This window comes from Nocardia sp. NPDC006982 (assembly GCF_042869435.1).
Classification (GTDB): Bacteria; Actinomycetota; Actinomycetes; order Mycobacteriales; family Mycobacteriaceae; genus Nocardia.
Genome location: NZ_JBIAFV010000016.1, coordinates 36,789 through 61,572, shown reverse-complemented (window position 1 = coordinate 61,572; position 24,784 = coordinate 36,789). Strand labels below are relative to the sequence as shown.

General features: G+C 66.5%; 26 protein-coding genes. 18 read left to right on the top strand and 8 right to left on the bottom strand.

What is annotated here, in order from left to right:
* The first annotated feature begins 3 nt into the window (after positions 1-3).
* The 4 genes from ACFYOW_RS39355 to ACFYOW_RS39340 all read left to right on the top strand — a co-directional run bounded on the left by ACFYOW_RS39355 (position 4) and on the right by ACFYOW_RS39340 (position 5,074).
* Positions 4-1,287, top strand: coding sequence for an amino acid deaminase (locus ACFYOW_RS39355; protein WP_387295422.1), 1,284 nt, complete (start codon positions 4-6; stop codon positions 1,285-1,287).
* A gap of 9 nt (positions 1,288-1,296) precedes the next feature.
* Positions 1,297-2,907: an amidohydrolase family protein gene (locus ACFYOW_RS39350; RefSeq protein ID WP_387295420.1), complete on the top strand. Its 1,611-nt coding sequence runs from the start codon at positions 1,297-1,299 to the stop codon at positions 2,905-2,907.
* Between the two features lie 23 nt (positions 2,908-2,930).
* Positions 2,931-3,530 (top strand): bifunctional 4-hydroxy-2-oxoglutarate aldolase/2-dehydro-3-deoxy-phosphogluconate aldolase, encoded by a 600-nt coding sequence (locus ACFYOW_RS39345; RefSeq protein WP_387295646.1) that lies wholly within the window; start codon positions 2,931-2,933, stop codon positions 3,528-3,530.
* A 92-nt stretch (positions 3,531-3,622) separates the two neighbouring features.
* Positions 3,623-5,074 (top strand): GntP family permease, encoded by a 1,452-nt coding sequence (locus ACFYOW_RS39340; RefSeq protein WP_387295418.1) that lies wholly within the window; start codon positions 3,623-3,625, stop codon positions 5,072-5,074.
* A 45-nt stretch (positions 5,075-5,119) separates the two neighbouring features.
* Here ACFYOW_RS39340 and ACFYOW_RS39335 read toward each other — a convergent pair whose 3' ends face one another.
* Positions 5,120-6,091, bottom strand: a complete 972-nt coding sequence (locus ACFYOW_RS39335; protein WP_387295416.1) for a helix-turn-helix transcriptional regulator — start codon at positions 6,089-6,091, stop codon at positions 5,120-5,122.
* A gap of 63 nt (positions 6,092-6,154) precedes the next feature.
* Between ACFYOW_RS39335 and ACFYOW_RS39330 the strand changes: the two genes are divergently transcribed.
* The gene (locus ACFYOW_RS39330; RefSeq protein WP_387295414.1) at positions 6,155-7,312 is read left to right on the top strand and encodes an epoxide hydrolase family protein; all 1,158 of its coding nucleotides are present in this window, start codon (positions 6,155-6,157) and stop codon (positions 7,310-7,312) included.
* Positions 7,313-7,340: 28 nt separating this feature from the next.
* Here the strand turns inward: ACFYOW_RS39330 and ACFYOW_RS39325 are convergent, their stop codons facing one another.
* Positions 7,341-8,321 carry a helix-turn-helix transcriptional regulator gene (locus tag ACFYOW_RS39325; protein ID WP_387295412.1) on the bottom strand — a complete coding sequence of 327 codons (981 nt, stop codon included), beginning with the start codon at positions 8,319-8,321 and terminating at the stop codon, positions 7,341-7,343.
* A 62-nt stretch (positions 8,322-8,383) separates the two neighbouring features.
* On the opposite strand from ACFYOW_RS39325, the gene ACFYOW_RS39320 reads away from it, so the two are divergent.
* A complete protein-coding gene (locus ACFYOW_RS39320; protein WP_387295410.1) occupies positions 8,384-8,875 on the top strand; it encodes a pyridoxamine 5'-phosphate oxidase family protein in 492 nt (163 codons plus the stop codon).
* Positions 8,876-8,956: 81 nt separating this feature from the next.
* Here ACFYOW_RS39320 and ACFYOW_RS39315 read toward each other — a convergent pair whose 3' ends face one another.
* From ACFYOW_RS39315 to ACFYOW_RS39300, 4 genes are read right to left on the bottom strand one after another with little or no spacing between them, the layout of a single operon-like run.
* Positions 8,957-9,202, bottom strand: a complete 246-nt coding sequence (locus ACFYOW_RS39315) for a Txe/YoeB family addiction module toxin (protein ID WP_387295408.1) — start codon at positions 9,200-9,202, stop codon at positions 8,957-8,959.
* A 7-nt stretch (positions 9,203-9,209) separates the two neighbouring features.
* Positions 9,210-10,430, bottom strand: coding sequence for an RNA polymerase sigma factor (locus tag ACFYOW_RS39310; protein WP_387295406.1), 1,221 nt, complete (start codon positions 10,428-10,430; stop codon positions 9,210-9,212).
* A complete protein-coding gene (locus ACFYOW_RS39305; RefSeq protein WP_387295404.1) occupies positions 10,427-10,768 on the bottom strand; it encodes a YciI family protein in 342 nt (113 codons plus the stop codon). Before ACFYOW_RS39305 ends, ACFYOW_RS39310 begins: the two co-directional genes overlap by 4 nt.
* A gap of 9 nt (positions 10,769-10,777) precedes the next feature.
* Positions 10,778-11,347, bottom strand: coding sequence for a dihydrofolate reductase family protein (locus ACFYOW_RS39300; protein ID WP_387295402.1), 570 nt, complete (start codon positions 11,345-11,347; stop codon positions 10,778-10,780).
* Between the two features lie 138 nt (positions 11,348-11,485).
* Here ACFYOW_RS39300 and ACFYOW_RS39295 point away from each other — a divergent pair, with 138 nt between their 5' ends.
* The 7 genes from ACFYOW_RS39295 to ACFYOW_RS39265 all read left to right on the top strand — a co-directional run bounded on the left by ACFYOW_RS39295 (position 11,486) and on the right by ACFYOW_RS39265 (position 18,439).
* Entirely contained in the window at positions 11,486-12,190 is a 705-nt protein-coding gene (locus ACFYOW_RS39295; protein ID WP_387295400.1) for an ArsR/SmtB family transcription factor, read from the top strand.
* Between the two features lie 178 nt (positions 12,191-12,368).
* A complete protein-coding gene (gene argC / locus ACFYOW_RS39290) occupies positions 12,369-13,427 on the top strand; it encodes an N-acetyl-gamma-glutamyl-phosphate reductase (RefSeq protein ID WP_387295398.1) in 1,059 nt (352 codons plus the stop codon).
* Positions 13,424-14,641, top strand: a complete 1,218-nt coding sequence (argJ, locus tag ACFYOW_RS39285) for a bifunctional glutamate N-acetyltransferase/amino-acid acetyltransferase ArgJ (RefSeq protein WP_387295396.1) — start codon at positions 13,424-13,426, stop codon at positions 14,639-14,641. Before argC ends, argJ begins: the two co-directional genes overlap by 4 nt.
* 76 nt (positions 14,642-14,717) lie before the next feature.
* Positions 14,718-15,653: an acetylglutamate kinase gene (gene argB, locus ACFYOW_RS39280; RefSeq protein WP_387295394.1), complete on the top strand. Its 936-nt coding sequence runs from the start codon at positions 14,718-14,720 to the stop codon at positions 15,651-15,653.
* Positions 15,650-16,864 carry an acetylornithine transaminase gene (locus ACFYOW_RS39275; protein ID WP_387295392.1) on the top strand — a complete coding sequence of 405 codons (1,215 nt, stop codon included), beginning with the start codon at positions 15,650-15,652 and terminating at the stop codon, positions 16,862-16,864. The genes argB and ACFYOW_RS39275 overlap by 4 nt, the downstream gene beginning before the upstream one ends.
* The gene (argF, locus tag ACFYOW_RS39270) at positions 16,861-17,799 is read left to right on the top strand and encodes an ornithine carbamoyltransferase (RefSeq protein WP_387295390.1); all 939 of its coding nucleotides are present in this window, start codon (positions 16,861-16,863) and stop codon (positions 17,797-17,799) included. Before ACFYOW_RS39275 ends, argF begins: the two co-directional genes overlap by 4 nt.
* A 127-nt stretch (positions 17,800-17,926) precedes the next feature.
* Positions 17,927-18,439, top strand: coding sequence for an arginine repressor (locus tag ACFYOW_RS39265; RefSeq protein WP_387295388.1), 513 nt, complete (start codon positions 17,927-17,929; stop codon positions 18,437-18,439).
* A 119-nt stretch (positions 18,440-18,558) separates the two neighbouring features.
* Here the strand turns inward: ACFYOW_RS39265 and ACFYOW_RS39260 are convergent, their stop codons facing one another.
* Positions 18,559-18,708 (bottom strand): hypothetical protein, encoded by a 150-nt coding sequence (locus tag ACFYOW_RS39260; protein ID WP_157124713.1) that lies wholly within the window; start codon positions 18,706-18,708, stop codon positions 18,559-18,561.
* Between the two features lie 253 nt (positions 18,709-18,961).
* Here ACFYOW_RS39260 and ACFYOW_RS39255 point away from each other — a divergent pair, with 253 nt between their 5' ends.
* From ACFYOW_RS39255 to argH, 3 genes are all read left to right on the top strand, one after another.
* Positions 18,962-20,164 carry an argininosuccinate synthase gene (locus tag ACFYOW_RS39255; RefSeq protein WP_040689239.1) on the top strand — a complete coding sequence of 401 codons (1,203 nt, stop codon included), beginning with the start codon at positions 18,962-18,964 and terminating at the stop codon, positions 20,162-20,164.
* A gap of 120 nt (positions 20,165-20,284) precedes the next feature.
* Positions 20,285-21,190 (top strand): SAM-dependent methyltransferase, encoded by a 906-nt coding sequence (locus ACFYOW_RS39250; RefSeq protein ID WP_387295385.1) that lies wholly within the window; start codon positions 20,285-20,287, stop codon positions 21,188-21,190.
* A complete protein-coding gene (gene argH, locus ACFYOW_RS39245; RefSeq protein ID WP_387295384.1) occupies positions 21,187-22,608 on the top strand; it encodes an argininosuccinate lyase in 1,422 nt (473 codons plus the stop codon). Before ACFYOW_RS39250 ends, argH begins: the two co-directional genes overlap by 4 nt.
* 141 nt (positions 22,609-22,749) lie before the next feature.
* On the opposite strand, the gene ACFYOW_RS39240 is transcribed toward argH, so the two are convergent.
* Complete coding sequence (locus tag ACFYOW_RS39240; protein ID WP_387295382.1) at positions 22,750-23,424, bottom strand: hypothetical protein; 675 nt, start codon at positions 23,422-23,424, stop codon at positions 22,750-22,752.
* Positions 23,425-23,534: 110 nt separating this feature from the next.
* Between ACFYOW_RS39240 and ACFYOW_RS39235 the strand changes: the two genes are divergently transcribed.
* Both ACFYOW_RS39235 and ACFYOW_RS39230 read left to right on the top strand, forming a co-directional pair.
* Positions 23,535-23,858, top strand: a complete 324-nt coding sequence (locus tag ACFYOW_RS39235; RefSeq protein ID WP_387295380.1) for a DMT family transporter — start codon at positions 23,535-23,537, stop codon at positions 23,856-23,858.
* 47 nt (positions 23,859-23,905) lie between these two features.
* Positions 23,906-24,751 (top strand): DUF4253 domain-containing protein, encoded by an 846-nt coding sequence (locus tag ACFYOW_RS39230; RefSeq protein WP_387295378.1) that lies wholly within the window; start codon positions 23,906-23,908, stop codon positions 24,749-24,751.
* Positions 24,752-24,784: the final 33 nt, after the last annotated feature.

Sequence of the window (24,784 nt, the reverse complement as noted above, 5' to 3'; positions counted from 1 at the left end):
GACATGGCTATCGATCAGAAAGCCGTTGCCGCACTGGCGGATCGGACGCTCGGACCCGAGCACAAGGGCCTGCCGCCCGCGGCGTGGGGCCGCACGGTTCGCGACTTTCTGGACTCCGCGCCACACCTCGACGAGTTCGAAACCCCGGTATTGACCGTCGACCGCGCGGCTGTCGCGGCGAATGTCGCGGTCATGGCCGATTGGGCCGCGGCCGCGGGTGTGCGCCTGGCGCCGCATGGGAAGACCACCATGGCCCCGCAGCTGTGGGCGCAGCAGTTGGCCGCCGGGTGCTGGGGGATCACCTTCGCCACCGTGTGGCAGGTACAGGTGGCCCGGTCGTTCGGAGTCGGACGGATCGTGCTGGCCAATGCGCTCGTCGATCCGGTCGGATTGCGCTGGGTCGCCGCGGAATCCGCGCGGGATCCGGAGTTCGAATTCTTCTGCTGGGTCGACAGCGTCGAGACTGTCGCGCTGATGGAGCAGCACCTGACGGGTGATGTGCGAATTCGGGTGATCGTCGAACTCGGTGGGCCGCACGGGCGTACGGGCGCGCGCACGGTCGAACAGGCGCATGCGATTGCCGAGGCAGTCGGCCGCGCCGAGCGACTGACGCTGGCCGGAGTCGGCGGTTATGAGGGTGCGCTCGCTCACGATCGCACCCCGGACGGGATCGCCGCCGTCCGGCACTATCTGGACGAAATCGCCCGCTTACACCGCGAACTCGCCGCAGCCGGACGCTACCCGGACGGCGCGATCGTCACCGCGGGCGGCAGCGCCTTCCCGGATCTGGTCGTCGAATGTCTGGCCGGACTCGCCGATGAGCAAGGTGTTCCGACCGCGGTGGTTCTGCGCTCCGGTGCGTACATCATTCACGACGACGGCTTCTACGCGGGCATTTCGCCGCTGGCCGCGCCACGCAGCGAACGACCGCTGCGCTCGGCGATGCACGGCTGGGCGCGGACCGTTTCGCGACCGGAGGCAGAACTCGCGCTGCTGGACGCCGGTAAGCGTGATCTGCCATTCGATGAGGGGCTTCCGGTCCCGCAATTCGTTGCGGGACCGGAAGGTTCGTTGAATCCGGCGGCACATGTCAGTGCGCTCAATGATCAGCACACGTTCCTGCGGCTGCCGGGCGGTGCCGCCGGTGACCTGCCAGTCGGCAGTGTGGTGCGGCTCGGCCTATCACATCCGTGCACCGCATTCGACAAGTGGCGGTTGATCCCGGTCGTCGATGATGCCGATGCGGCACGGCCACGTGTTGTCGATCTCGTTCACACCTTCTTCTGACGAGTGGCCATGACGGACTTAGTGTTTCGCGATATCGATGTCATAGACGGCACGGGAGCGCCACGCTTCCGCGCCGATGTCGGCATCGATCGGGGACGGATCAGCACTATCGCCGACCCGCGAACGATCATCGACGCGGCCCGGTTCATCGACGCGCCTGGTTCGGTGCTCACCCCCGGCTTCATCGATATGCACGCGCACTCCGATCTGCATCTGCTCACCGAGCCCGGCCATTTCCCGAAGATCAGCCAGGGTGTCACCACCGAGGTCATCGGACAGGACGGGCTCTCGTATGCCCCGATCGATGACACCGCGCTGGCGGTGTTGCGGCGTCAGATCGCCGGATGGAACGGCAATCCCACCGATCTGGACTTCTCCTGGCGCACGGTCGCGGAGTATCTGGACCGGCTCGATCAGGGCATAACTCCGAACGCCGCGTATCTCGTACCGCAGGGCACGCTGCGGCTGCTGGTCGTCGGTAGCGAGCAGCGCCCGGCGACGGTGGCGGAGATCCGGCGGATGCGGGACCTGCTCGCGCAGGGGCTGCGCGAGGGTGCTGTCGGTATGTCGAGCGGGCTCACATATACGCCCGGAATGTATGCGGACACCGGGGAATTGGCGGCGCTGTGCGAGATCGTCGCCGAATACGGCGGGTTCTATGCGCCGCATACACGCTCCTACGGTAAGGGCGCGTTGGCGGCATACGCCGAGATGATCGGCCTGGCTCGCAGCACCGGGTGCGCACTGCATCTCACCCACGCGACGATGAACTTCGGCGTGAACCGCGGGCGCGCACCGGAATTCCTGGCGCTGATCGACGCGGCCCGGGCCGAGGGATGCGATATCACCCTCGACACCTATCCGTACTTGCCTGGTTCCACCACACTTTCGGCGCTGCTGCCGAGCTGGGCGATGTCCGGTGGCCCGGATGCGGCATTGGCTCGCATCGATGATCCCGAGATGCGCGCGCGAATCACGTTGGACGTGAACGTGAACGGTTCCGACGGCTGCCACGGCGTCACGGTCGAATGGGAGACCATTCAAATCAGCGGTGTCGCCAATGCGGAGCTGGGGGAGTACGTCGGTAAGACCGTCGCGGAAATCGCGGCCGATACCGATCGCGCACCGGTTGCGGTGTTCTTCGATCTGCTGCGCAGAGATCAGTTGGCCACCACCATTCTGCAGCACGTCGGGCACGAGGAGAATGTGCGCGCGATCATGGTGCACCCGGTGCATATGGGCGGCAGTGACGCACTGCTCGTCGGCGATCGGCCGCATCCGCGCGCCTGGGGCACCTTCCCGCGCTATCTGGGCCATTACGTCCGCGAGCTCGGTGTGCTCGGGCTGGAGGAGTGTGTGCACCACCTCACGGGTCGGCCCGCCGAGCGGCTGCGACTGAGCGACCGCGGACACGTATTCACCGGGTACGCAGCCGATCTCGTGCTGTTCGACCCATCGACGATCACCGATGCCGCGACCTTCGACAACCCGAAGCAGCAGGCGCGCGGCATTCGGCACGTGCTGGTAAACGGCGAATTCGCCATCGAGAACGGTGCGCCCACCGGCAAGCTCGCCGGCCGCGCGCTGCGCATGGATGCCACGCGGAAGGAGACATATTGAACGCCACGAGCGCTCTGGAAGTCATGCGCGCCGACCGCGTGCTGACCGTGGTGCGGGCACCGGAGATTCCGGATCCATTGGCGCTCGCGGATGCGCTGGCGCGCTCCGGGATTCGCACCTTGGAGCTCACCTTCACCACGCCTGGCGTCCTCGATTACCTGCGTATCGCCGCAACAGCTCCCGATGCTGTCGTCGGTGTCGGAACCGTACTGCATGCCGACCAGGCCGCGGCCGCGATCGATAACGGTGCACGGTTCCTCGTCACGCCCGGTGTGCGCGCGGAGGTCGCGGCCGTCGCGGCCGAACGCGACATTCCGGTCGTCATGGGCGCTTTCACGCCCACCGAGGTGCTCACCGCACTCGACCTCGGTGCCGCCGCGGTGAAGATCTTCCCCGCCAGGGCGCTCGGTCCCGGCTATTTGAAAGACCTGCGCGGTCCCTTCCCCGATGTGGCGCTCATTCCCTCCGGGGGCGTCAATGCGGGCAATGCCGCCGAATTCCTCGCCAACGGAGCCGTGGCCGTGACCGCGGGTACCGATGTCGTGGCCCCATCCGACGTCGCCGCGGGCCGATGGTCCGAAATCGCTTCGCGTGCGGCGTCATTCGTTCGATCCATGAATTGAGAGGTACCCACCGTGAGCGAGCGCAGCGAGCGAGCCATCCAACACAGCGCCGAGTGGCGTATGCCCGGGCCGAGCGCCAGCGAGGCACGGGCATGAACGCCACTGTCGACTGGCTGCGCACCACCACACCCGGATTGCTGGTGCTGTGCAGTCTCGCGATTGCCGTACTGCTGTTCGCCATTATCAAGGTCAAGCTGGAGCCGTTCATCGCGCTGCTGCTCACCGGGCTCGGGCTGGCGCTCGCGGCCGGACTACCGGTGTCGAAGATCGTCGGTACGGCGATCAAGCCCGGTGATTCGCTGCTGGAGACCGGTTTCGGCGGCATTCTCGGGCATATCGCGGTCATCATCGGCCTCGGCACGGTGCTCGGTGCGATTCTCGAACGCTCCGGTGGTGCGGATGTTTTGACCGGCAAGCTGCTGAGCCTCTTCGGTGAGAAGGGCGCGCCGGTCGCCATGGGTCTGCTCGGGCTCATCTTCGGCATCCCGGTCTTCTTCGATATCGGCATCTTCGTGCTCGCACCGCTGATCTATGTGGCCGCCAAGCGTGGTGGGCGATCGCTGGTGCTGTATGCGATGCCGATGTTGGCCGGTCTGTCCATGACCCACGCGTTTCTGCCGCCGCATCCGGGTCCGGTGGCACTGGGTGGACTGCTCGGGGTGAGCCTGGGATGGCTGATCATCATGGGATTCGTCTGTGGCTTACCGGGTTTCATCGCCGCGGGCATCGTGTGGGGCACCTACATCGGCAAGCGGGTACAGGTCGAGGTGCCTGCCGAGTTCTTGGTGCGGCCGGAGGCCGAGTCCGCGGCGAAGGGCGAAGGTCCGGGCACCGCAACCGATCCGGAGGCCGTACGCACCGAAACCCGCCCACCAGCGGTCGGGCTCATCGGCGGCATTATCGCGATTCCGCTGGTGCTCATCCTCGGTGCGACCTTCGGCAGCCAATGGCTGGACAAGGCTTCGCGGCTGCTGCAGGTGCTCACCTTCCTCGGTACACCGGCCGTGGCGCTGCTGATCGCCGTGCTCGTCGCGTTCTATCTGCTCGGTGTGCGGCGCGGTTCCAGTGTGCAGGAGCTCAGTACGCTCACCGCGGAATCGCTGAAGCCGGTCGGCATGCTCTTGTTGGTGGTCGGTGCGGGTGCGTTCTTCGGAAAGGTCATCTCCGCCACCGGCATCGGCACCGCCCTCGCCGACACCATGTCGGCTGCCGGTCTGCCGGTGATCGTGCTGGCGTACATCATCAGCTGCGGCCTGCGCATCGCACAGGGCTCGGCCACCGTCGCCATCGTGACCACCGGCGGCATTGTCGCGCCGCTGGTCACCGGGCACGGCTATTCGCAGATGGCCATCGCACTCATCGCCATGGCGATCGCGGCGGGCTCGATCATCCTCAGCCATGTGAACGACGGTGGCTTCTGGATCATCTCGAAGTACTTCAACCTGACGGTGAAGCAGACACTGCAGACCTGGACGGTGCTCGAAACCGTGCTCTCGGTGGTTAGTTTCGCGGTCGCGGCGGTGCTGTTCGCGATTGTCAGCTGAACTCGCTCCAGCCCGGCGTCGGATCGAATCCCGGTGCCGGGCTGGTCAATTCGTGCAATCGAAGTTCTGTAGTGCGGCAGTGCAGCGATCGGCTTGGGCACGAATCGCCGCGACGAGTTCGGGTGGGCCGCTGAGCAGCGTGAAGTCGATATCGACCGAGGTGATCATCCAGACCAGCGCCTCCGGCGAATCCGCCCCCACGTGCAATTGGCAGCTGTGGTCGTCGACTGCTTCGATGACGCCCATGCCGGGCCAGACATTCGCCGCGGCGTCCTCGGCGGACTTGTGCAGCAGGGCAATTGCTTGATGCGGCCACGCCCGTGCGGACAGTCGCAGCGAAAGGTGGGCCGCGACATCGCCTTCCGGGAGTTCCCGTGGCGTGAAGCGCGGGCCGGTGGGGGTTCGTGGCGAGATGCGGTCGGCTCGGAAGGTGCGCCAGTCATCGCGATCCACATCCCAGGCCACGAGGTACCAGCGTCTGCTGAAGTGCACCAGGCTGTGCGGCTCCACCGTGCGACGGGTGGTGGCACCGCTGTGTGCGCGATAGTCGAAGCGCAAGCGCTCGTGCCGTTGACAGGCCTCGGCGATGGCCATCAAGGTGTCCGGTTCGACCGTTGCATCCGGTGTCCCGACCCGGACCGTCGCGCCACGCAGTGTGCGGACCCGGTGGCGCAGCCGCGGCGGCAGCACCTGTTCGAGTTTGGTGAGTGCGCGCAGCGATGCCTCCTCGATGCCCGCGACCGTCCCGTCGGAGGCGCTGCGCAGCCCGACCGCCACCGCAACGGCCTCCTCGTCATCGAGCAGCAGCGGCGGCAGTGCGGCCCCGGCGCCGAGTCGATAGCCCGCGGTGCCCTGTGTGGCGTGCACCGGGTAGCCGAGTTCACGCAGCCGATCCACGTCGCGGCGGACTGTGCGGTCGGTGACGCCTAGTCGTTCGGCGAGTTCGGTCCCGGTCCAGTCGCGGTGGGTCTGCAGCAGGGCGAGCAGTTTGAGCAGGCGCGCCGAGGTTTCCAACACGGGATCCAGAATGTCAGATGCTTAGGAACGATCCTGTCCTAAGAGAGTAATACCGTCGCTTTCATGAACCTCGAACAGGACATCCGCCCCTTCCGCATCGAGATCCCGCAGGCCCAGATCGACGATCTGCACGCCCGGCTGGCGAATACCTTGTGGCCGGATGAAATCCCGGGCGGCGGTTGGGATAAGGGCGCTTCGATTTCGTATATGAAGGGGCTCGCCGATTACTGGCGGTCCGAATACGATTGGCGCGCAGTCGAAGCGCGGCTGAACGAGCTGCCGCAGTTCGTCACCGATATCGACGGGCAGCAGGTGCATTTCCTGCACGTCCGCTCGCCCGAGCCCAATGCCGTGCCGCTGGTACTGAGCCACGGCTGGCCCGGCTCGTTCATCGAATTCCTCGATGTGATCGGACCTTTGAGCGATCCGAGGGCGCACGGCGGTGATCCGGCCGATGCGTTCCATCTGGTCATCCCGTCATTGCCGGGATTCGCCTTCTCGGAGCCCGGACCAAAGGTCGGGGACGGTTCGACCGAGCAATTCGCGCAGGTGGTGGCGAAGTTGATGGCACGGCTCGGCTACGACCGGTACGGGGCGCAGGGCGGCGACGCGGGCTTCTTCGTCTCGACCGAACTGGGACGGATCGCCACCGACCATGTGCTCGGCATCCATGTGAACGGGCCGATCACGCTGCCGTCCTGGAGTGCTGACGGTACGGAACCGGAGTACAGCCCGCAGGATCGGGCGAAGCTGGACAAACTCACCGGTAGCGAAAGCTATACGCGGTTCGGCTATGCGATGGTGCAGGCGGGGCGTCCGCAAACCCTGGCGATCGGCATGCACGATTCACCCGCTGGGCTGCTGAGCTGGATCGTGGATCTCTTTCAGCGCTGGACCAATCCCGCGCTCGAGTTGCCCGACGAGGCGGTGGATCGCGACGCGCTGCTGACCAATGTGAGCCTCTATTGGTTCACCAGGACCTTCGTCTCCTCGATCCGGCTGTACGGGGAAGGGGACTCATGGGGGATGCCTGCGCGGAATTCCGGCGTGCCGACTGCGGCCGCGGTATTCGCCGGTGACAATTCCATTCGCGTACTCGCAGAGCAGCAGCACAACATCGTGCGCTGGACGGAGTACGGCTGGGGTGGTCACTTCGCCGCGATGGAAGCACCGGACCTGCTGACCGACGATGTGCGCGCGTTCTTCCGCTCGCTGCGCTGAGCATTTACTGGGTGTGGCTTGCGCAAGGTCACGGAGCGTGCGGGCCTCGGTAGCGTTCGGCCATCGCGTAGGCCGTCGCGGCGAGCCGGTCGCGGAATTCGGGCGGGTCGAGAACCTCGCAGAATTCGCCGAGCGGCAGGATCGCCCCCGCCAGCACCTCATAGGACTCGGAGGGAATGGTCACTTCGACCCAGCCCTCGGCGTCCGGTTCGGTTGCCGATGCCATCGCCTCGGCGACCGCGGCGGGCTCGTTCGTCAGCCGGAGCAGTCGCAACTGGGCGGCCGCGATCCGGCAGCGAGCCCGCACTCGCAGCATCGATCGGGCGAAATCATCGGCGGACTCCGACCAATGCTCGGCGAGGTTGAAATCGTCTGGCCGCTTGAAGGATTCGCCGAACTGCTCGGCCGAGGCGATCCGGCTCACGCGATAGGAGCGGATGGCCGATCCGTCGCGTGCGACGAGGTACCAAGTCCCGGCCTTCAATACGAGGCCGAGTGGATCCAAGCGGCGTTCGACGGCTCGACCCTTGCGCTGATACCGAATATCGAGTCGCCTGTCGTGCCACAAGGCATCGGCAATCGCTGCGAGCGTTGGTGTTTCGTCGGGGCGATGGAACCAGCCCGGCGCGTCCACATGGACGCGTTCCGCGATTCGTGTTGCCCGGCCACGCAATTCAGGTGGCAGAGCGGCGAGCACTTTGAGCTGCGCGGTCGCCAATACCGTGCCGAGCCCGAGATCGGCAGCGGCCGCGGGTTGTCCGGCGAGCAGTACCGCATCGGCTTCCTCGGTGGTGAGACCGGTCAACCGGGTGCGGTACCCGTCGACGAGCCGCACGCCGCCGGTCCGACCCGGTTCGCTGTAGATCGGCACGCCCGCGGCGGACAGCGCCTCGATATCGCGATACACCGTGCGCACCGACACCTCCAGCTCGCGCGCGAGCTCCGGCCCGGTCGTCCGGCCGCGGGTCTGGAGCAGCAACAACAGCTGCACCAGTCGACTCGCTCGCATGATTCGAGATTAGCCGTAAAACCTGACAGAAGGTGTCAAGTTTTGCTCGTACCGTCGATCCCATGACCACATGGAGCCAGTTCACCGAAGAAGCCCCGCGTATCGCCACCGTCTTCACTCGTCGGCACCAGGCCACCGGCAATCTCTGCATGCTCGGCACCCTGCGCTCCGACGGCTTCCCCCGCATCAGCCCCATAGAACCGCGGATCTTCGAGGGCATGCTGGTAATCGCGGGCATGCCGAACACCACCAAATTCAAGGACCTCGCCCGCGACCCGCGCTTCTGCCTGCACACCGCAACCGTCGACACCCAAGTCGGCGACGGTGACGCAAAGCTCTTCGGCACCGTCATCGACCTCCCCGACAAGGAAGTCCACAACCGCTTCGCCCAGCAACTGTTCGACGAAACCGGCCTCGACATCCGCGGCCAGGAATTCGACCACTTCTACACCGCGGACCTGACCAGTGCCTCCACCGTCGAGGTCATCGACGATCACCTGGACATCACCATCTGGAAGCCCGGGCAGGGGGAGCGGGTGGTGCGCAAGCACTGAGAACGGCCGGTCGGCGGTGATCAGCTGAGGCAGTTCGGCAGTGATCACCGCCGGATCAGACGGTGCGCTTTCATGGGCGCGCTACTCGCCGTAGTGGTAGCGACATGCGAAGATGACCGCCGTATCGTCGTCGATCTTGCACACAATGCGGTGCTCGCCGGTGATGCGACGCGACCAGAGCCCAGACAGATTGTGGCGCAACGGTTCCGGCTTCCCGATACCCTCATATCCGTTGCGTTTGATGTCCTCGATCAGAGTGTTGATGCGCCGCAACATTCTACGGTCGTTTGCCAGGAACCATTGGTAGTCTTCCGATGCCTCGTCCATCTCGGTATCAGTTGGCTGAGGCGAGCTCATCCCTGCGCCGCCGCAGAAAGGTCTGTTCTGCGGTGTTTTCTGTGTGGGCGATGGCGGCGTCGTAGGCCTGAACTGCCTGTGCGGTGCGGCCGAGTCGCCGTAGGAGGTCGGCGCGGATCGCGTGATACAGGTGGTGATTCGGTAGATCGATTTCAGAGAGCAGCGTGAGCGCCGCATCAGGACCCTCGACTTCACCGACCGCGACCGCCCGGTTCAGCGCCACCACTGGACTCGGTGCTATGGCGGCCAATTGGTCGTAGAGCTGCAGGATTTGTTGCCAGTCGGTGGATTCCGGATCGGGGGCGTCGGCGTGCACAGCGTTGATTGCGGCTTGGATCTGGTAGGGGCCGGGTTGGTTGCGGCGCAAGCACTCTCGGACGAGGGCATGTCCCTCGGCGATGAGGGTGCGGTCCCAACGGTTGCGGTCTTGGTCGGGCAGCGGCACGAGCGATCCGTCCGGTGCGGTGCGGGCGGCTCGGCGCGATTCGGTGAGCAGCATCAGCGCGAGCAGCCCGTGTACCTCCGGCTCGTCGGGCATCAGCTCGATGAGTAAGCGCCCCAAGCGGATTGCCTCGGCACACAGGTCGGTTCGAACCAGCCGATCACCGGAGGTGGCGGTATGGCCCTCGGTGAAGATGAGATAGATGACGGCCGAGACCGCGCGCAGGCGGGCGGGCAGGTCGGCGTCGCGCGGGACGCGGTAGGGGATGCGGGCGTCGCGGATCTTGCCCTTGGCGCGGACGAGCCGTTGCGCCATGGTCGATTCGGAAGTCAGGAAGGCGTGCGCGATTTCGGGTGTGGTGAGACCGCCGAGCAGCCGCAATGTCAGTGCCACTTGGGCATTCAGCGATAGTGCCGGGTGGCAGCAGGTGAAGATCAGGCGGAGGCGGTCATCCTGGACGGCGGTCATATCGTTGGGTTCGTTGTCGGCGTGCAGAAGTGCGGCCTCGGCATGGCGGTCGTCGCGAGATGCTTCGCGCCGCAAGCGATCGATGGCTCGGTTGCGCGCGGTGGTGATGATCCAGCCCGGCGGGCTCGGCGGGAGTCCATCGGTCGGCCACCGCTGTATGGCGGCAGTGAATGCGTCCTGCACCGCGTCTTCGGCGATGGTGATATCGCCGAAGACGCGGATCAGGCTGGCGACCGCGCGGCCGTAGTGTTCGGTGAATACGGCCGCGATCGCGGCGTCGGTGCTCAATGATCGGCCACCGGCCGGACCTCGATCGGCAGGGTGATCACGGCGGCCATCTTCTTGCCCCAGTCGAGCGCCTCGTCCAGATCGGCCGCCTGGATGACGGTGAATCCGCCGATGTGCTCCTTGGTTTCGATATATGGGCCGTCGGTGACGAGCACGTCGTTGCCTTGGGCGCGCACCACGGTGGCGGTGCTCGGCGCATGCAGGCCCGCAGCGAAAACCCAGGCGCCCGCGGCACGCATCTCGTCGTTCAGCGCGTACAGATCGCGCATGATCTCGTCGAGATTGTCCGGCGGCGGACTGTCATCGGGTTGATAGATGCTGAGCAGATACTCCTTCACGACTCCTCCTCATCCCCGCTGGTAGGTGGCGATCACGACGCCGGTGGGGGTGGTGACGCTGCCGGTGAGTCGAAGTTCGCCGAGCTCCGTGCCATCGAACAGCCGCCGCCCGCCGCCGACCACGATCGGATGGATCAGCAATAGATACTCGTCGACGAGATCGTTGCGCATCAACGTTTGCAGCAGATCGCCGCTGCCGAGCACTACGAGATCCTGCCGCAGTTCGCGTACCGCGGCGACGACATCGCCGCCGAGCAGTGTGGAGTTCTCCCAAGGCAACGGTTCGGTCAACGTCCGGGACGCGACGAACTTCTCGGTCTTGTTCAGCACCTCGGTGTACGGATTGTCGGTTTGGTGCGGCCAGAAGCTGTAGAACTGCTCGTAGGTCCGCCGTCCGAGCAACAGCGCACCGTGATGGGTCGCCATATGTTCGCCCATCGCCCTGGCCTGCACGGGGTCGTCGTGACGATGCGCCCAGCCGCCGTGTCGAAAGCCGTCCCGGGTGTCCTCATCGGCCCCGCCGGGGGACTGCATGACGCCGTCAAGGGTGAGGTGCTCGACCGCGATGATCTTGCTCATGGGGAGTCCTTTCCGTTGGCCGGTCGGTGACCGGCTTCACTACCTACACGAACGGCCCTGCGGCGAATCGACATCGCGGACAGAAATCGGTCGGATATTTCGGTGCCCGCCGAAATATCCCGGCGCGATCATGGTGTGGTGCAAACCCGAGGAGCCGAACTGGCCGGACTGGCCACCCTGCTTGCCGACCGCACCCGCGCCGATATGTGCCTGGCTCTGGTCGACGGTCGCGCCTGGACGGCGGGTGAGCTGGCCCGTCACGCCGGAGTCGCGCCGTCCACCGCGACCGAGCACCTGGACCGGCTGTTCGACGGCGGTCTGCTCATCGAACGCCGTCAGGGCAGGCACCGCTACGTGCAGCTGGCGAGCCCGCAGGTCGCCGAGTTACTGGAGACCATGGTCGCCCATCTGGAACCGGTGCACCCGGAACCCACGACGCTGCGCGCGTCCACCGCGGCGGCGGCCCTGGCTCGTGGCAGAACCTGCTATGACCACCTCGCGGGCCGACTCGGCGTCGCGATCACCGCTGCCATGACCGAGCGCGAACTGCTCGATGACGAAGGCGGCTTCGCCCTCACCGAGGCGGGCTTGGCATGGCTGACGGGGCCGATGGGCGTCGAGGCGGACACGCTGCGGACGCGCCGCCCGATTGCCCGCCCCTGCCTGGACTGGACCGAACGCCGCACCCATCTCGGCGGCGCCGCGGGCGCACAGCTGTGCCGCCGACTGCAGGCGCTGGATTGGGTGCGACGCGTCGGATCCGGCCGCGCTATGCGCCTGACCCAGAAGGGTGAGATCGGTCTGCGCGAGGCACTCGGTATCGATCCCGCAACAGTCGGCTGACACTGCGCCCGTTTCGCGCAGGATCGATCGAGTGCCGAATCTCATCGACGCGATTGACCCGCAACCTTCCCGGGTATCACTGCCCGGGCGATGCGGAACCGCCTGGTGACGTGGGCCAGGATCGGTAGAGCAGGACCCCGTTCATGAATGGGCTTGCATAATCGTGCATAATCATCACATGGTTGATTCGTCGAGTAACCCAGTGTTGCGGGTTGCTGTGGCCGGTGCCAGTGGATACGCCGGCGGTGAAGTGCTGCGCCTATTGCTCGGTCATCCGGCCTACCGCGACGGGCGCCTCGTCATCGGGGCGCTGACCGCTGGCTCGAATGCGGGCAGCACGCTGGGGGAGCTGCAGCCGCATCTGCTGCCGCTCGCCGATCGCGTGCTCGCGCCGACCACGCTCGACGAGCTGGCCGGCCACGACATCGTCTTCCTCGGCCTGCCGCACGGTCAGTCCGCCGCCATCGCCGAGCAGCTGCCGGAGTCGACGGTGATCATCGACTGCGGCGCCGACTTCCGGCTGACCGACGCGGCGGCCTGGGAGAAGTACTACGGCACCACCCATGCGGGCAGCTGGCCCTACGGCCTACCGGAGCTGCCGGGCGGGCGCGAGCGGCTGCGCGGCGCGCGCCGGATCGCCGTGCCCGGTTGCTATCCCACGGTCGCCAGTCTTGCGCTGGCACCGGCGATCGCGGCCGGAATCATCGAACCCAAGGTGAATGTCGTTGCGGTGAGCGGCACTTCGGGTGCGGGCCGCAAACTCGACATCGGCCTGCTCGGGTCCGAGGTGATGGGTTCGGTGCGGGCCTACGGCATCGCGGGCGCACACCGGCACACCCCGGAGATCGCGCAGAACCTGCAGGCCGCCGGTGGCATCGAGGTCGCTGTGTCGTTCACCCCGGTGCTGGCGCCGATGCCGCGTGGCATCCTCGCGACTTGCACGGCTCCGAGCCGAGTCGACGCCGACCAGGCTCGCGCGGTCTATGAAAAGGCTTACGCCGACGAACCATTCGTCCAGCTGCTGCCGGAAGGCATACTGCCGCAGACGGGTTCGGTGCTCGGCTCCAATGCCGTGACCCTCCAGGTCGCGGTGGATGCCGATGCCGGACTGCTCGTGGTGATCGGCGCGATCGACAACCTGACCAAGGGCACCGCGGGCGCCGCGGTCCAATCCATGAATCTGGCCGTCGGATTCGACGAGACCGCAGGACTTTCCACCGTAGGAGTGGCACCGTGACGACGATCGAAACTTCGGCGGGCAAGCTGGTCCGGAGCCAGGGCGTGACCGCACCGCTCGGCTTCCGGGCGGCGGGCATCGCCGCAGGCATCAAGGCCAGCGGAAAACCCGATCTGGCACTGGTATTCAACGAGGGCCCGGAATACGCGGCCGCGGGCGTGTTCACCCGCAACCAGGTGAAGGCCGCACCGGTGCTGTGGTCGCAGCAGGTGCTCACCGCCGGCCGTCTGCGTGCGGTGATCCTGAATTCCGGTGGGGCCAATGCGTGTACCGGTCCGGGCGGATTCCAGGACACCCACCAGACCGCCGAGGAATTGGCCAAGGCGCTGAGCAATTGGGGCACCGAAACCGGAGCGGGCGAAATCGCCGTCTGCTCAACGGGTTTGATCGGCGACCGGCTGCCGATGGACAAGATGGTTCCGGCGATCACCGAGATCGTGCACGAAATGGGCGGCGGGCTGTCGGGCGGTCTCGACGCGGCATACGCGATCATGACCACCGACACCGTGCCCAAGGAAGCGGCCTTCCACCACCGCGACAAGTGGAATGTCGGCGGCATGGCCAAGGGCGCGGGCATGCTCGCCCCATCGCTGGCGACCATGCTGGTAGTGCTCACCACCGATGCCGCCGCAACTGCCGAACAACTGGATCGTGCACTGCGCAACGCGACTCGGCTCACCTTCGACCGGCTCGATGTCGACGGCTCCTGCTCCACCAATGACACCGTGCTGCTGCTCGCCAACGGGGCGAGCGAGGTCACGCCGTCGCAGCAGGACCTCGACGCGGCGGTGCTCGCGGTCTGCGACGATCTGGCCGCCCAACTGATGGCCGACGCCGAGGGCGTGACCAAGCGCGTGCAGATCACCGTCGCCGGTGCGGTCTCCGAGGACGAGGCGCTGGTCGCGGCGCGCGCCGTCGCCCGCGACAGTCTGGTCAAGACCGCGCTCTTCGGTTCCGATCCGAACTGGGGCCGGGTGCTCGCCGCCGTCGGCATCGCACCGGTCACCCTGGATCCGAACCGGATCTCGGTGTCGTTCAACGGAAATCCGGTCTGCGTCGACAGCGTCGGCGCACCGGGTGCGCGCGAGGTCGATCTGTCCGGCGCCGATATCGAGGTGCGGATCGAGCTGAATGTCGGTGACGGCACCGCCACCGTGCGGACCACCGACCTGTCGCACGGCTATGTCGAAGAGAATTCGGCCTACAGCTCATGAGCGAGCGCAGCGAGCGAACATCAACACAGCCAGCTTCGCTGGGCATGGCGGAGCTGAGCGCCAGCGAGGCGCAGCCATGACCAGCGATGCGGTGCGGGAACTTTCGGCGTTGGACAAGGCACACGTCCTCGCCGACGCATTGCCGTGGCTGCAGAAGTTCCGCGACAAGATCGTAGTCGTCAAATACGGCGGCAATGCGATGATCGATGCGGAGCTCAAACAGGCCTTCGCCGCCGATATGACGTTCCTGCGCACCGTCGGTGTGCACCCGGTGGTGGTGCACGGCGGTGGACCACAAATCAGCGCGATGCTGAAAAAGCTCGGGCTGGAAGGTGAATTCCGCGGCGGCTTCCGTGTCACCACACCCGAAGTAATGGATGTGGTGCGGATGGTGCTGTTCGGTCAGGTCGGCCGGGAACTGGTCGGGCTGATCAATGCGCACGGACCGTACGCGGTCGGCATCTCCGGTGAGGACGCGCGGCTGTTCACCGCGACCCGGCGCACCGTCGACGTCGACGGCGAGGCCACCGATATCGGTCTGGTCGGCGATGTCACCGAGGTGAATGCCGACGCAGTGCTCGACCTCATCGGCGCGGGGCGTATTCCGGTGGTTTCCACCATCGCCCCGGACGCCGACGGCGTGGTGCACAACATCAATGCCGACACCGCCGCCGCCGCACTCGCCGAAGGCATCGGCGCGGAAAAACTGGTGATCCTGACCGACGTCGAGGGCCTCTACACCAACTGGCCGGACCGTTCGTCGCTCACCTCGCGCATCGACGCGGCCGAACTGGCCGAGTTGCTCCCGCGTCTGGATGCGGGCATGGTGCCGAAGATGGAAGCCTGCCTGCGCGCCGTGCAGGGCGGGGTGCCGACCGCACATGTCATCGACGGTCGCGTCCCGCATTCGGTGCTGTTGGAACTGTTCACCGGAGAAGGAATCGGAACGATGGTGACGCCCGCCCCGCTGCCGACGAGCGCGGCGGACACACTGAACGGAACGAAAATATGAGCGAGACAGCAGAGCTGCAGCAGCGGTGGTCCGCCGCGTTGATGAAGAACTACACCACCCCCAAGGTCGCGCTGGTGCGCGGCGCGGGCGCGGTGGTCTACGACGCGGACGGCAGACGCTACGTCGACTTCCTCGGCGGTATCGCGGTCAACAGCCTGGGCCACGCCCATCCGGCGATTCTGGAAGCCGTTACCCAGCAGCTCGGCACGCTGGGCCACACCTCGAATATTTACGCCAACGAACCGGTCATCGAACTTGCCGAACGGCTGCTCGCGCATTTCGGCGACGGTGAATTCGGAGACGGCCACGGTCGCGCGTTCTTCTGCAACTCGGGCACCGAGGCCAATGAGGCGGCGTTCAAGATGGCGCGGCTGACCGGGCGGCACAAGATCATCGCGACCGACGAGGCATTCCACGGCCGGACCATGGGCGCACTCGCGCTCACCGGGCAGCCCTCCAAGCGGACGCCGTTCGAGCCGATGCCCGCGGGTGTCGTCCACGTGCCCTATGGCGATGTGGCGGCGCTCGAGGCGGTTGTCGACGAGGACACCGCGGCGGTATTCCTCGAACCGATCATGGGGGAGAGCGGTGTTGTCGTGCCGCCCATCGACTATCTGGTGAAGGCGCGGGAGATCACCGCGCGTCACGGTGCGCTGCTGGTGCTCGACGAGGTGCAGACCGGTATCGGCCGGTGCGGAAAGTTCTACGCACACCAGGCATTCGGCATCGTGCCGGATGTGATCACGCTGGCCAAGGGGCTCGGCGGCGGGCTGCCGATCGGTGCGGTGCTGGCCACCGGACCGGCCGCCGATCTGCTGACGCCGGGACTGCACGGCACCACATTCGGCGGCAATGCGGTCTGTGCCGCAGCGGCTTTGGCGGTACTGCGCACCATCGATGAGACCGATCTGCTCGCCCACGTCGAATCCGTCGGCAAGCGGCTCAGTGACGGCATCGAGCTGCTCGAGCACCCGCTGATCGATCATGTGCGTGGTGCGGGTCTGCTGCTCGGTATCGTGCTGACCGACGATATCTCGGCCGAGGTCGAGAACCGGGCGCGGGAGGCGGGCTATCTGGTGAATGCGCCCAAGCCCAACATCATTCGGCTCGCGCCGCCGCTGGTGCTCACCGAGACCCAGTCCGACAATTTCGTCGGCGATCTGCCCGAAATCCTGGACGGTGCGATCGCGGATGCCAAGGGGGCCAAATGACACTCCGGCACTTTCTGCGCGACGATGACGTCACGCCTGCCGAGCAAGCCGAAATCCTCGCGCTCGCAGCGGAATTGAAAAAGGATCCGTTCGCACATCGGCCGCTGGAAGGGCCGCGCGGAGTCGGGGTGATCTTCGAGAAGAACTCCACCCGCACGCGGTTCTCCTTCGAAATGGGTATCGCGCAGCTCGGCGGGCATGCGGTGGTGGTCGACGGTCGCGACACCCAGCTCGGTCGCGAGGAGACGCTCGGTGATACCGGCAAGGTGCTCTCGCGCTATGTCGATGCGATCGTGTGGCGCACCTTCGAACAGGTGCGACTGGACGAAATGGCCGTCACCGCAACGGTTCCGGTCGTCAATGCCTTGTCCAACGAGTTCCACCCGTGTCAGGTCCTCGCCGATCTACAGACCCTCGCTGAGCGCAAGGGCAGTCTGGTCGGTCGCAACCTCGCCTACTTCGGTGACGGTGCGAACAATATGGCGCATTCGCTGCTGCTCGGTGGTGTGACCGCGGGTCTGAACATAACCATCGCCGCGCCAACGGGTTTCGAGCCGCTGCCGTGGATTCTCGAGGCCGCGCGCAAGCGGGCCGCCGAGACCGGTGCGACCATCACCCTCACCGGTGATCCGGTTGCCGCCGCGGCGGGTGCCGATGCTCTGGTGACCGACACCTGGACCTCCATGGGGCAGGAGAACGACGGCCTCGACCGCGTCGGCCCGTTCCGGCCGTTCCAGCTCAACGACGATCTGCTCGCCAAGGCGCAGCCGGATGCCGTTGTGCTGCACTGCCTTCCGGCGCATCGCGGCGAGGAGATCACCGACGAGGTGCTCGACGGGCCGCACAGCGTGGTGTGGGATGAGGCGGAAAACCGGCTGCACGCGCAGAAGGCGTTGCTGGTCTGGTTGCTGGCCAAACGAGGTGAAGCGCAGTGAGCGAGTGCCGCGAGCGATCCGCTGCCGCGGGACCGACGGGCACGGAGGCAGTGGCTCGGCGTGACCGCATCAGCCTGCGATCGGCGTTCTCGCGGCTCGGTGCGAGACCCGGCAGCGAGGCGCGGCCATGAGTGTCCAGCCCGACGCGGGTAAGTCCGCCCCCGCAATCGCTCGAACCCGCGCCGGCCGCCAGTCCCGCATCATCGAACTGCTGACGGCGCATGCGGTCCGCAGCCAGACCGAACTCGCGGCACTGCTCGCCGCCGAAGGCATCGAAACCACCCAGGCCACCCTGTCCCGCGACCTGGATGAACTCGGCGCCGTGAAATTGCGCGCCGCCGACGGTGGCGCGGGCGTCTACGTGGTACCCGAAGACGGCAGCCCTGTCCGCGGTGTCACCGGCGGCACCGACCGCCTCTCCAAACTCCTGGGCGACCTCTTGGTCTCCACCGACGCCAGCGGCAATATCGCCGTCCTGCGCACCCCACCCGGCGCGGCCCACTACCTGGCCAGCGCCCTCGACCGCGCCGCCCTCCCCTTCATCGTCGGCACCATCGCCGGGGACGACACCATCGCCGTAATAGCCCGCGAACCCCTCACCGGCGCCGAACTAGCCGCCAAAATAGAAGAGTTGGCTTGAGCCTGCCCGGCGTCCTCAGCGCGGTCACGCTTGGTGACGCATACCAGTGCCTACCTCGCATAGGGCACACAACCTGGGCGACGTAGGTGCAACCTGCGCGATGTGGTCGCGAGGAACTGTCAGCCGAAGGGGTATTGGCCGCCGCCGTGGGAGGTGCCCGGGGTGCCGACGTTGAGGATGTCCTGTACGAGGTCGACCAGGGCGCGGCCGATGTCGAGGACGTCGTTGCCGAGGGTGCTGAATTCGCCTGCTATGAGGTGCAGCAGCATGGGGTCCGTCCTTTGCCCGCTCCGACAGTTACCGGGTAAAGCGTGACATAGGTGGACAGGGGTGCCAAGGTGCTAGCGGAAGGTGGAACTCGGACCCGGTTGTGAATGGGCTTGCATCATCATGCATAATCATTTGCATGACGGTGCGGGCCGCCTGACGTGCGATTTGGGTGCGTCGGTGGGCGCCGCGCCCGGCCGCCCGCGGATGCGGGCACGACCTGCAGACAAGCACGAAACCGAGGAGCACAAAGACATGTCCGAGCGCGTCGTACTCGCCTACTCCGGTGGGCTCGATACCTCCGTTGCGATCAGCTGGATCGGCAAGGAGACCGGCGCCGAGGTCGTGGCGGTCGCCATTGATCTGGGCCAGGGCGGCGAGGACATGAATGTGGTGCGCCAGCGCGCGCTGGACTGCGGCGCCGTCGAGGCGATCGTGGTCGATGCGCGCGACGAATTCGCCAACGAGTACTGCCTGCCGACCATCCAGGCCAACGCCATGTACATGGGTCAGTACCCGCTGGTCTCGGCGATCAGCCGCCCGCTCATCGTCAAGCATCTCGTCGAGGCCGCCAAGTTCCACGGCGCGAGCACCGTCGCGCACGGCTGCACCGGTAAGGGCAACGACCAGGTCCGCTTCGAGGTCGGCATCGGCGCGCTCGCCCCCGACCTGAATGTGATCGCCCCGGTCCGCGACTACGCCTGGACCCGCGAGAAGGCCATCGCCTTCGCCGAGGAGAACCAGCTCCCGATCAACGTCACCAAGAAGTCCCCGTTCTCGATCGACCAGAACGTGTGGGGCCGCGCGGTGGAGACCGGCTTCCTCGAGGACCTCTGGAATGCGCCGACCAAGGACGTCTACGACTACACCTCGGACCCGACGGTCAACTTCGAGGCGCCCGACGAACTCATCGTCACCTTCGACAAGGGTGTGCCGGTCGCCATCGACGGCCGCCAGGTCAGCGTGCTCGAGGCCATCGTCGAGCTGAACCATCGTGCGGGCCGCCAGGGTGTCGGCCGCCTCGATATGGTCGAGGACCGGCTCGTCGGCATCAAGAGCCGCGAGATCTACGAGGCCCCCGGCGCCATCGCGCTGATCACCGCGCACCAGGCCCTGGAAAACGTCACCATCGAGCGCGAACTGGGCCGCTACAAGCGGCAGGTCGAGCAGCGCTGGGGCGAGCTGGCCTACGACGGCCTCTGGTTCTCCCCGCTCAAGCGCGCGCTGGACGCCTTCGTCGCCGAAACCCAGCAGCACGTCACCGGCGAGATCCGGATGGTGCTGCACGGCGGGTCCGTCGTGGTCAACGGCCGCCGCTCCGAGCAGTCGCTCTACGACTTCAACCTGGCCACCTACGACGAGGGCGACACCTTCGACCAGTCCCTCGCCAAGGGCTTCGTGCAGATCCACGGCCTGTCCTCCAAGGTCGCCGCTCGTCGCGACCTCAACCAGAAGTAGGCGGTGGCCTCGCCTTCGCTCGGGCCGAGCGCAAGAGATCAGCGACGGACTTCGTCCGACTGCGCCTATTAGGCTCGATCGGGTCGGCGCGCAGTGAGTCGCCGACCCGAAAGGAGCGCTGTGCGGACCGACGACGACAGCTGGGATATCGAATCGAGCGTGGGCGCCACCGCCCTCGGCGTCGCCGCCATGCGAGCCGCCGAGAGCCGTCGCCCGGACGCACTGTTCCATGACCCGTACGCCGAAGTGCTGGTGACCGCCGTCGGTTCGGAATCCTGGACGCGCATCGTGCGCGGGGACATCCCCGATCTCGAGGAGGCTGCGACAGCGGCGATGGGCCCTATTATCTCGGCCCTCATCGCACGCACCTGCTACCTCGACGCCTACGTCCAGGAGGCGGCCGCCGACGGCATCCGGCAGCTCGTCATCCCCGCCGCGGGCCTGGATGCCAGGGCATATCGGTTCGAATGGCCGGTCGGCACAACGGTTTTCGAACTGGACCTGCCGAAGGTTCTGGAGTTCAAGGACAACGCGCTTGCGGATTTTGCGCCCACGGCAGACCGCCGCGCGATCGCGGTGGATCTGCGCCAGGATTGGCCTGCGGCGTTGCGGGACAATGGATTCGATTCGGCCGCGCCGACCGCATGGCTGGTCGAAGGCCTCTTGCGTTACCTCCCCGCGGACGCTCAGGACCGGCTGTTCGACAACATCGTGGCATCGAGCGCACCGGGCAGTCGCATCGCGATCTACCGCTCATCCGGTGCCGCGCCGGACTCGAAGGCATTGCAGGATGCGCGATCGGCCGGGGTCGACGTGACGGTCGATGTCGGCGAACTGTGGTACTCCGACGAGGGCCGCAGCGATCCGATCGACTGGTTCACCGAACACGGCTGGACGGTGTCGCGCGCCGATCCGGCCGAGGTACTGCGCAGCCGGGGCCGGGAGGTATCCGACACGGCCGCTGCCCACCTGAAGACCGACATTTTGTTCACCGCCCGACGACCCGGAGGAGACAGCACACGATGACGCAGAGCGGCAGCACCAACGAAGGGGCGCTCTGGGGCGGACGTTTCGCGTCCGGACCGGCCGCGGCAATGGCCGCGCTGAGCAAGTCGACCCATTTCGACTGGGCGCTGGCTCCCTACGACATTCGCGCGTCGAAGGCACACGCGCGTGTGCTGCACAAGGCGGGACTGCTTTCGGAGAGCGACCTCGCCGCCATGCTGGCCGGGCTGGATCGCCTTGCGGCGGACGTGGATTCGGGTGCGTTCGCCCCCGCCGAGGCCGATGAGGATGTGCACGGCGCGTTGGAGCGCGGGCTGATCGAGCGGGTCGGCGCCGAACTCGGCGGCCGACTCCGGGCCGGGCGGTCGCGTAATGACCAGGTGGCCACGCTGTTTCGGATGTGGCTGCGCGATGCGGCCCGCCGGGTCGCCGCCGGACTCCTCGATGTGGTCGAGGCGTTGGTCGCCCAGGCCGCCGCGCATCCGGACGCGGTAATGCCCGGCAAGACGCATCTGCAGGCCGCGCAGCCGGTGCTGCTCGCGCACCATCTGCTCGCACACGCGCATCCGCTGCTGCGCGATATCGATCGGCTGCGCGACTTCGACAAGCGGGCCGCGGTGTCGCCCTATGGTTCCGGCGCACTGGCCGGATCCTCGCTCGGACTCGATCCGGAAGCCATTGCGGCCGAACTGGATTTCGATGCCGCCGCGGCGAATTCGATCGATGCCACCTCCGCACGTGATTTCGCGGCCGAGGCGGCCTTCGTGCTCGCCATGATCGGCGTCGATCTGAGCCGGATGGCCGAAGAGGTGATCCTCTGGAGCACACCGGAATTCGGCTACCTCACCCTCGCCGACGCCTGGTCCACCGGCTCGTCGATCATGCCGCAGAAGAAGAATCCGGACGTCTCCGAACTCACCCGCGGCAAGGCAGGCCGCCTCATCGGCAACCTGACCGGACTGTTGGCTACCCTGAAAGCCCAACCGCTGGCCTACAACCGGGACCTGCAGGAGGACAAGGAACCCTTGTTCGACTCGGTCGCCCAGCTCGAGCTGCTGCTCCCGGCCATCGCGGGCCTGGTCTCGACGCTCACCTTCCACACCGACCGCATGGCCGAACTCGCCCCCGCCGGTTTCACCCTCGCCACCGATATCGCCGAATGGCTTGTCCGTCAGGGTGTTCCGTTCCGCGTCGCGCACGAGGCCGCGGGTGCGTGTGTGCGCGCCGCCGAGGCGCGCGGCGTCGGCCTCGACGAGCTGACCGACGAAGAGTTCGCCGCCATCGATCCGGCATTGACTCCACAGGTCCGCGAAGTGCTCACCGTGCAGGGCTCGATCGCATCCCGCAATGCGCGCGGCGGAACCGCGGGCGTGCAGGTCGCAGCGCAACTCGACGAGATCCGCAACGCCGTCGCCGAGCTGCGCCGCCTTGTCGCCTAACTGAACTGGCCCCCGCTCGGCGACGACCGAGATCAGGTGGAATCCATGGCGGCATCGCCCGAGAAACCCCGCCACCAGTTCCACCTGATCTTGATCCGAACCTGTGCGGGGCACTAGAGGGCCGGGGATGGCTGGGGCCGTTCAACGGCCCAGCAGGTCGGCCACGTGCAGCAACGGCGCGGCGATTGTTGGAATCGCGGACGGATCGCGCAACCGGCCCGCCCGGTACGTCAGCAACTCCTGACCGACAAGGCTCCAGTCCGGGACGGTTCCGGCGAGATGCGCGTCGATCAGCGGTTTGCCGACGAGCCAGCGGGCGAAGTCCGGATCGACGGCATTGATCCGGAAGCGTGAGTCGAAGGAAGCATCGCCGGTGGCGGTGGGCTTGTCGCCGAACAGTGTGCGACCCAGCTTGGACAGCACGCCGCGGGTGGACACGTTGACCGACGGGAAGGGGCGGTCCAGCACCACCACGGTCGCGATCAGGTGGTGCGTTGTCGTAGTCCTGTTCGACGCGGAACGTGGGCCGACCGTCGCAGCGACGGTTTCCGTTTCGTATCTGTACTCTGCCACTGTCACCCACCTACCGGCGATCTGCCCCGTCAATGTCACGCCCAGATAGCGTCCACCCCGGGGCATGCGCGATACCCACCGAGCCCGCGAGCTGTCCGCGAACGTCCACCCATGCTGGGTCGCCCACTGCCGCAAGATCCTTCGGCGCTCGCGCTCGGCACGAATCGTCAGCGGAACGAACACAATGAGCGTGACCAGTATCAGGATCGGCCCGGCCAGGACCAAGATCACCGCTGCGTCCATTGTCCCTCCTCGATCGACGACCGAATTGTGCGGTGCCGACCTTTCGATCGGGATGGTCGAATGCTTATGGCGCCGACCGCACCCCGCCCGCCCCGGTTTACGCTGCGCCGATGACCCTGCTGTTGCTGGCGCTGGCCATCGCCTCCGAAATCACCGCGACCGTCTCGCTCAAAATCTCCGACGGTTTCACCAAATTGGTGCCTTCGATCATCGTGGTCATCGGCTACGGTGCGGCCTTCTTCTTCCTCTCCCAGGCACTGAAGCGCGGCATGCCGATCGGCGTCGCCTACGGCATCTGGTCGGCGGTCGGCGTCGCGGCCATCGCCGTGATCGGCGTCCTATTCCTGGACGAACGACTCTCGTTGATCCAGGTCGGCGGCATCGCCTTGGTGATTCTCGGTGTCCTTGCCCTGGAACTCGGTGGCGCACACTGACATCCGCGCTGCGAGATTGTCGGCGGGTGGCTGTTGAATGACGGCTCATGAAGAGAGATTTCGAGGCGGGGACCTTCACCGCGGATCGACCGGCGGCGCTGGCGGCGGTGCCCTTCGCGGGCAATGATCCGGCGGAAGCGTTGGCGGCGTACGGGATCGAGCTACCGGCGGCGTCGGTGGTCGAGCGGACGGTGTCGGGGGCGCCGGTGTGGGTGGTATCGACCGAGCCCAGTTATGCGGCGGCCGGGCTGTGGGAGCAGGTGCGGGAGGTGCATCCGAAGACCGGATTGTGGCCGGTGCTGACCAAGACCCATACCTGGTATCAGACCGGATCCGAGCGCGGCTGGGAGCAATCGCGTGAGTTGTCGATTCCGGAATTCCTCGCGGGAACCGATGCGGCGGACTGGTTGCGCGAGAGATATCGCGAGCGGTCGGGCGATGACTACGAGATTCCGCGAGGCGGACCGGACTGGGCCGAGCTGGATCTCGAGCTCTACGACTACGACGGATTCGATTGGGGCGACGTCTGGAGCATTCGTGGCGATTGCGACGAATTCGATCAGCTCGCCCTGGTTCCCGCCGCGAATTCCTGGATGGTTCCGCACGAACTGCAATGGTCGGGTGCGCTCAACTGTGACCTCGACGGCGCCGACCACGCAGTGATGCTGCGCCGGTGGGCGGCCTCGGAGCGCCGCTGCGAACTCGTCGCCCTGGATTCCGACACGCTGTGGCTCGCCGTCGCACACGAGCCGGAGCTGACCGAAGACGCCGCGCTCGCGCAGGCATTGGAGGCGTACCTGTACTGCCCGGATGCCGCCGAACAGGATCGCGATTCACTCGATGAACTCGCCGAATCCCTGCTTCGGCAGCTGTGGCGCTTCTGGTGGGACTGATCGGTCTCGTTGCGCCCTGCGCATTTTGTCGAA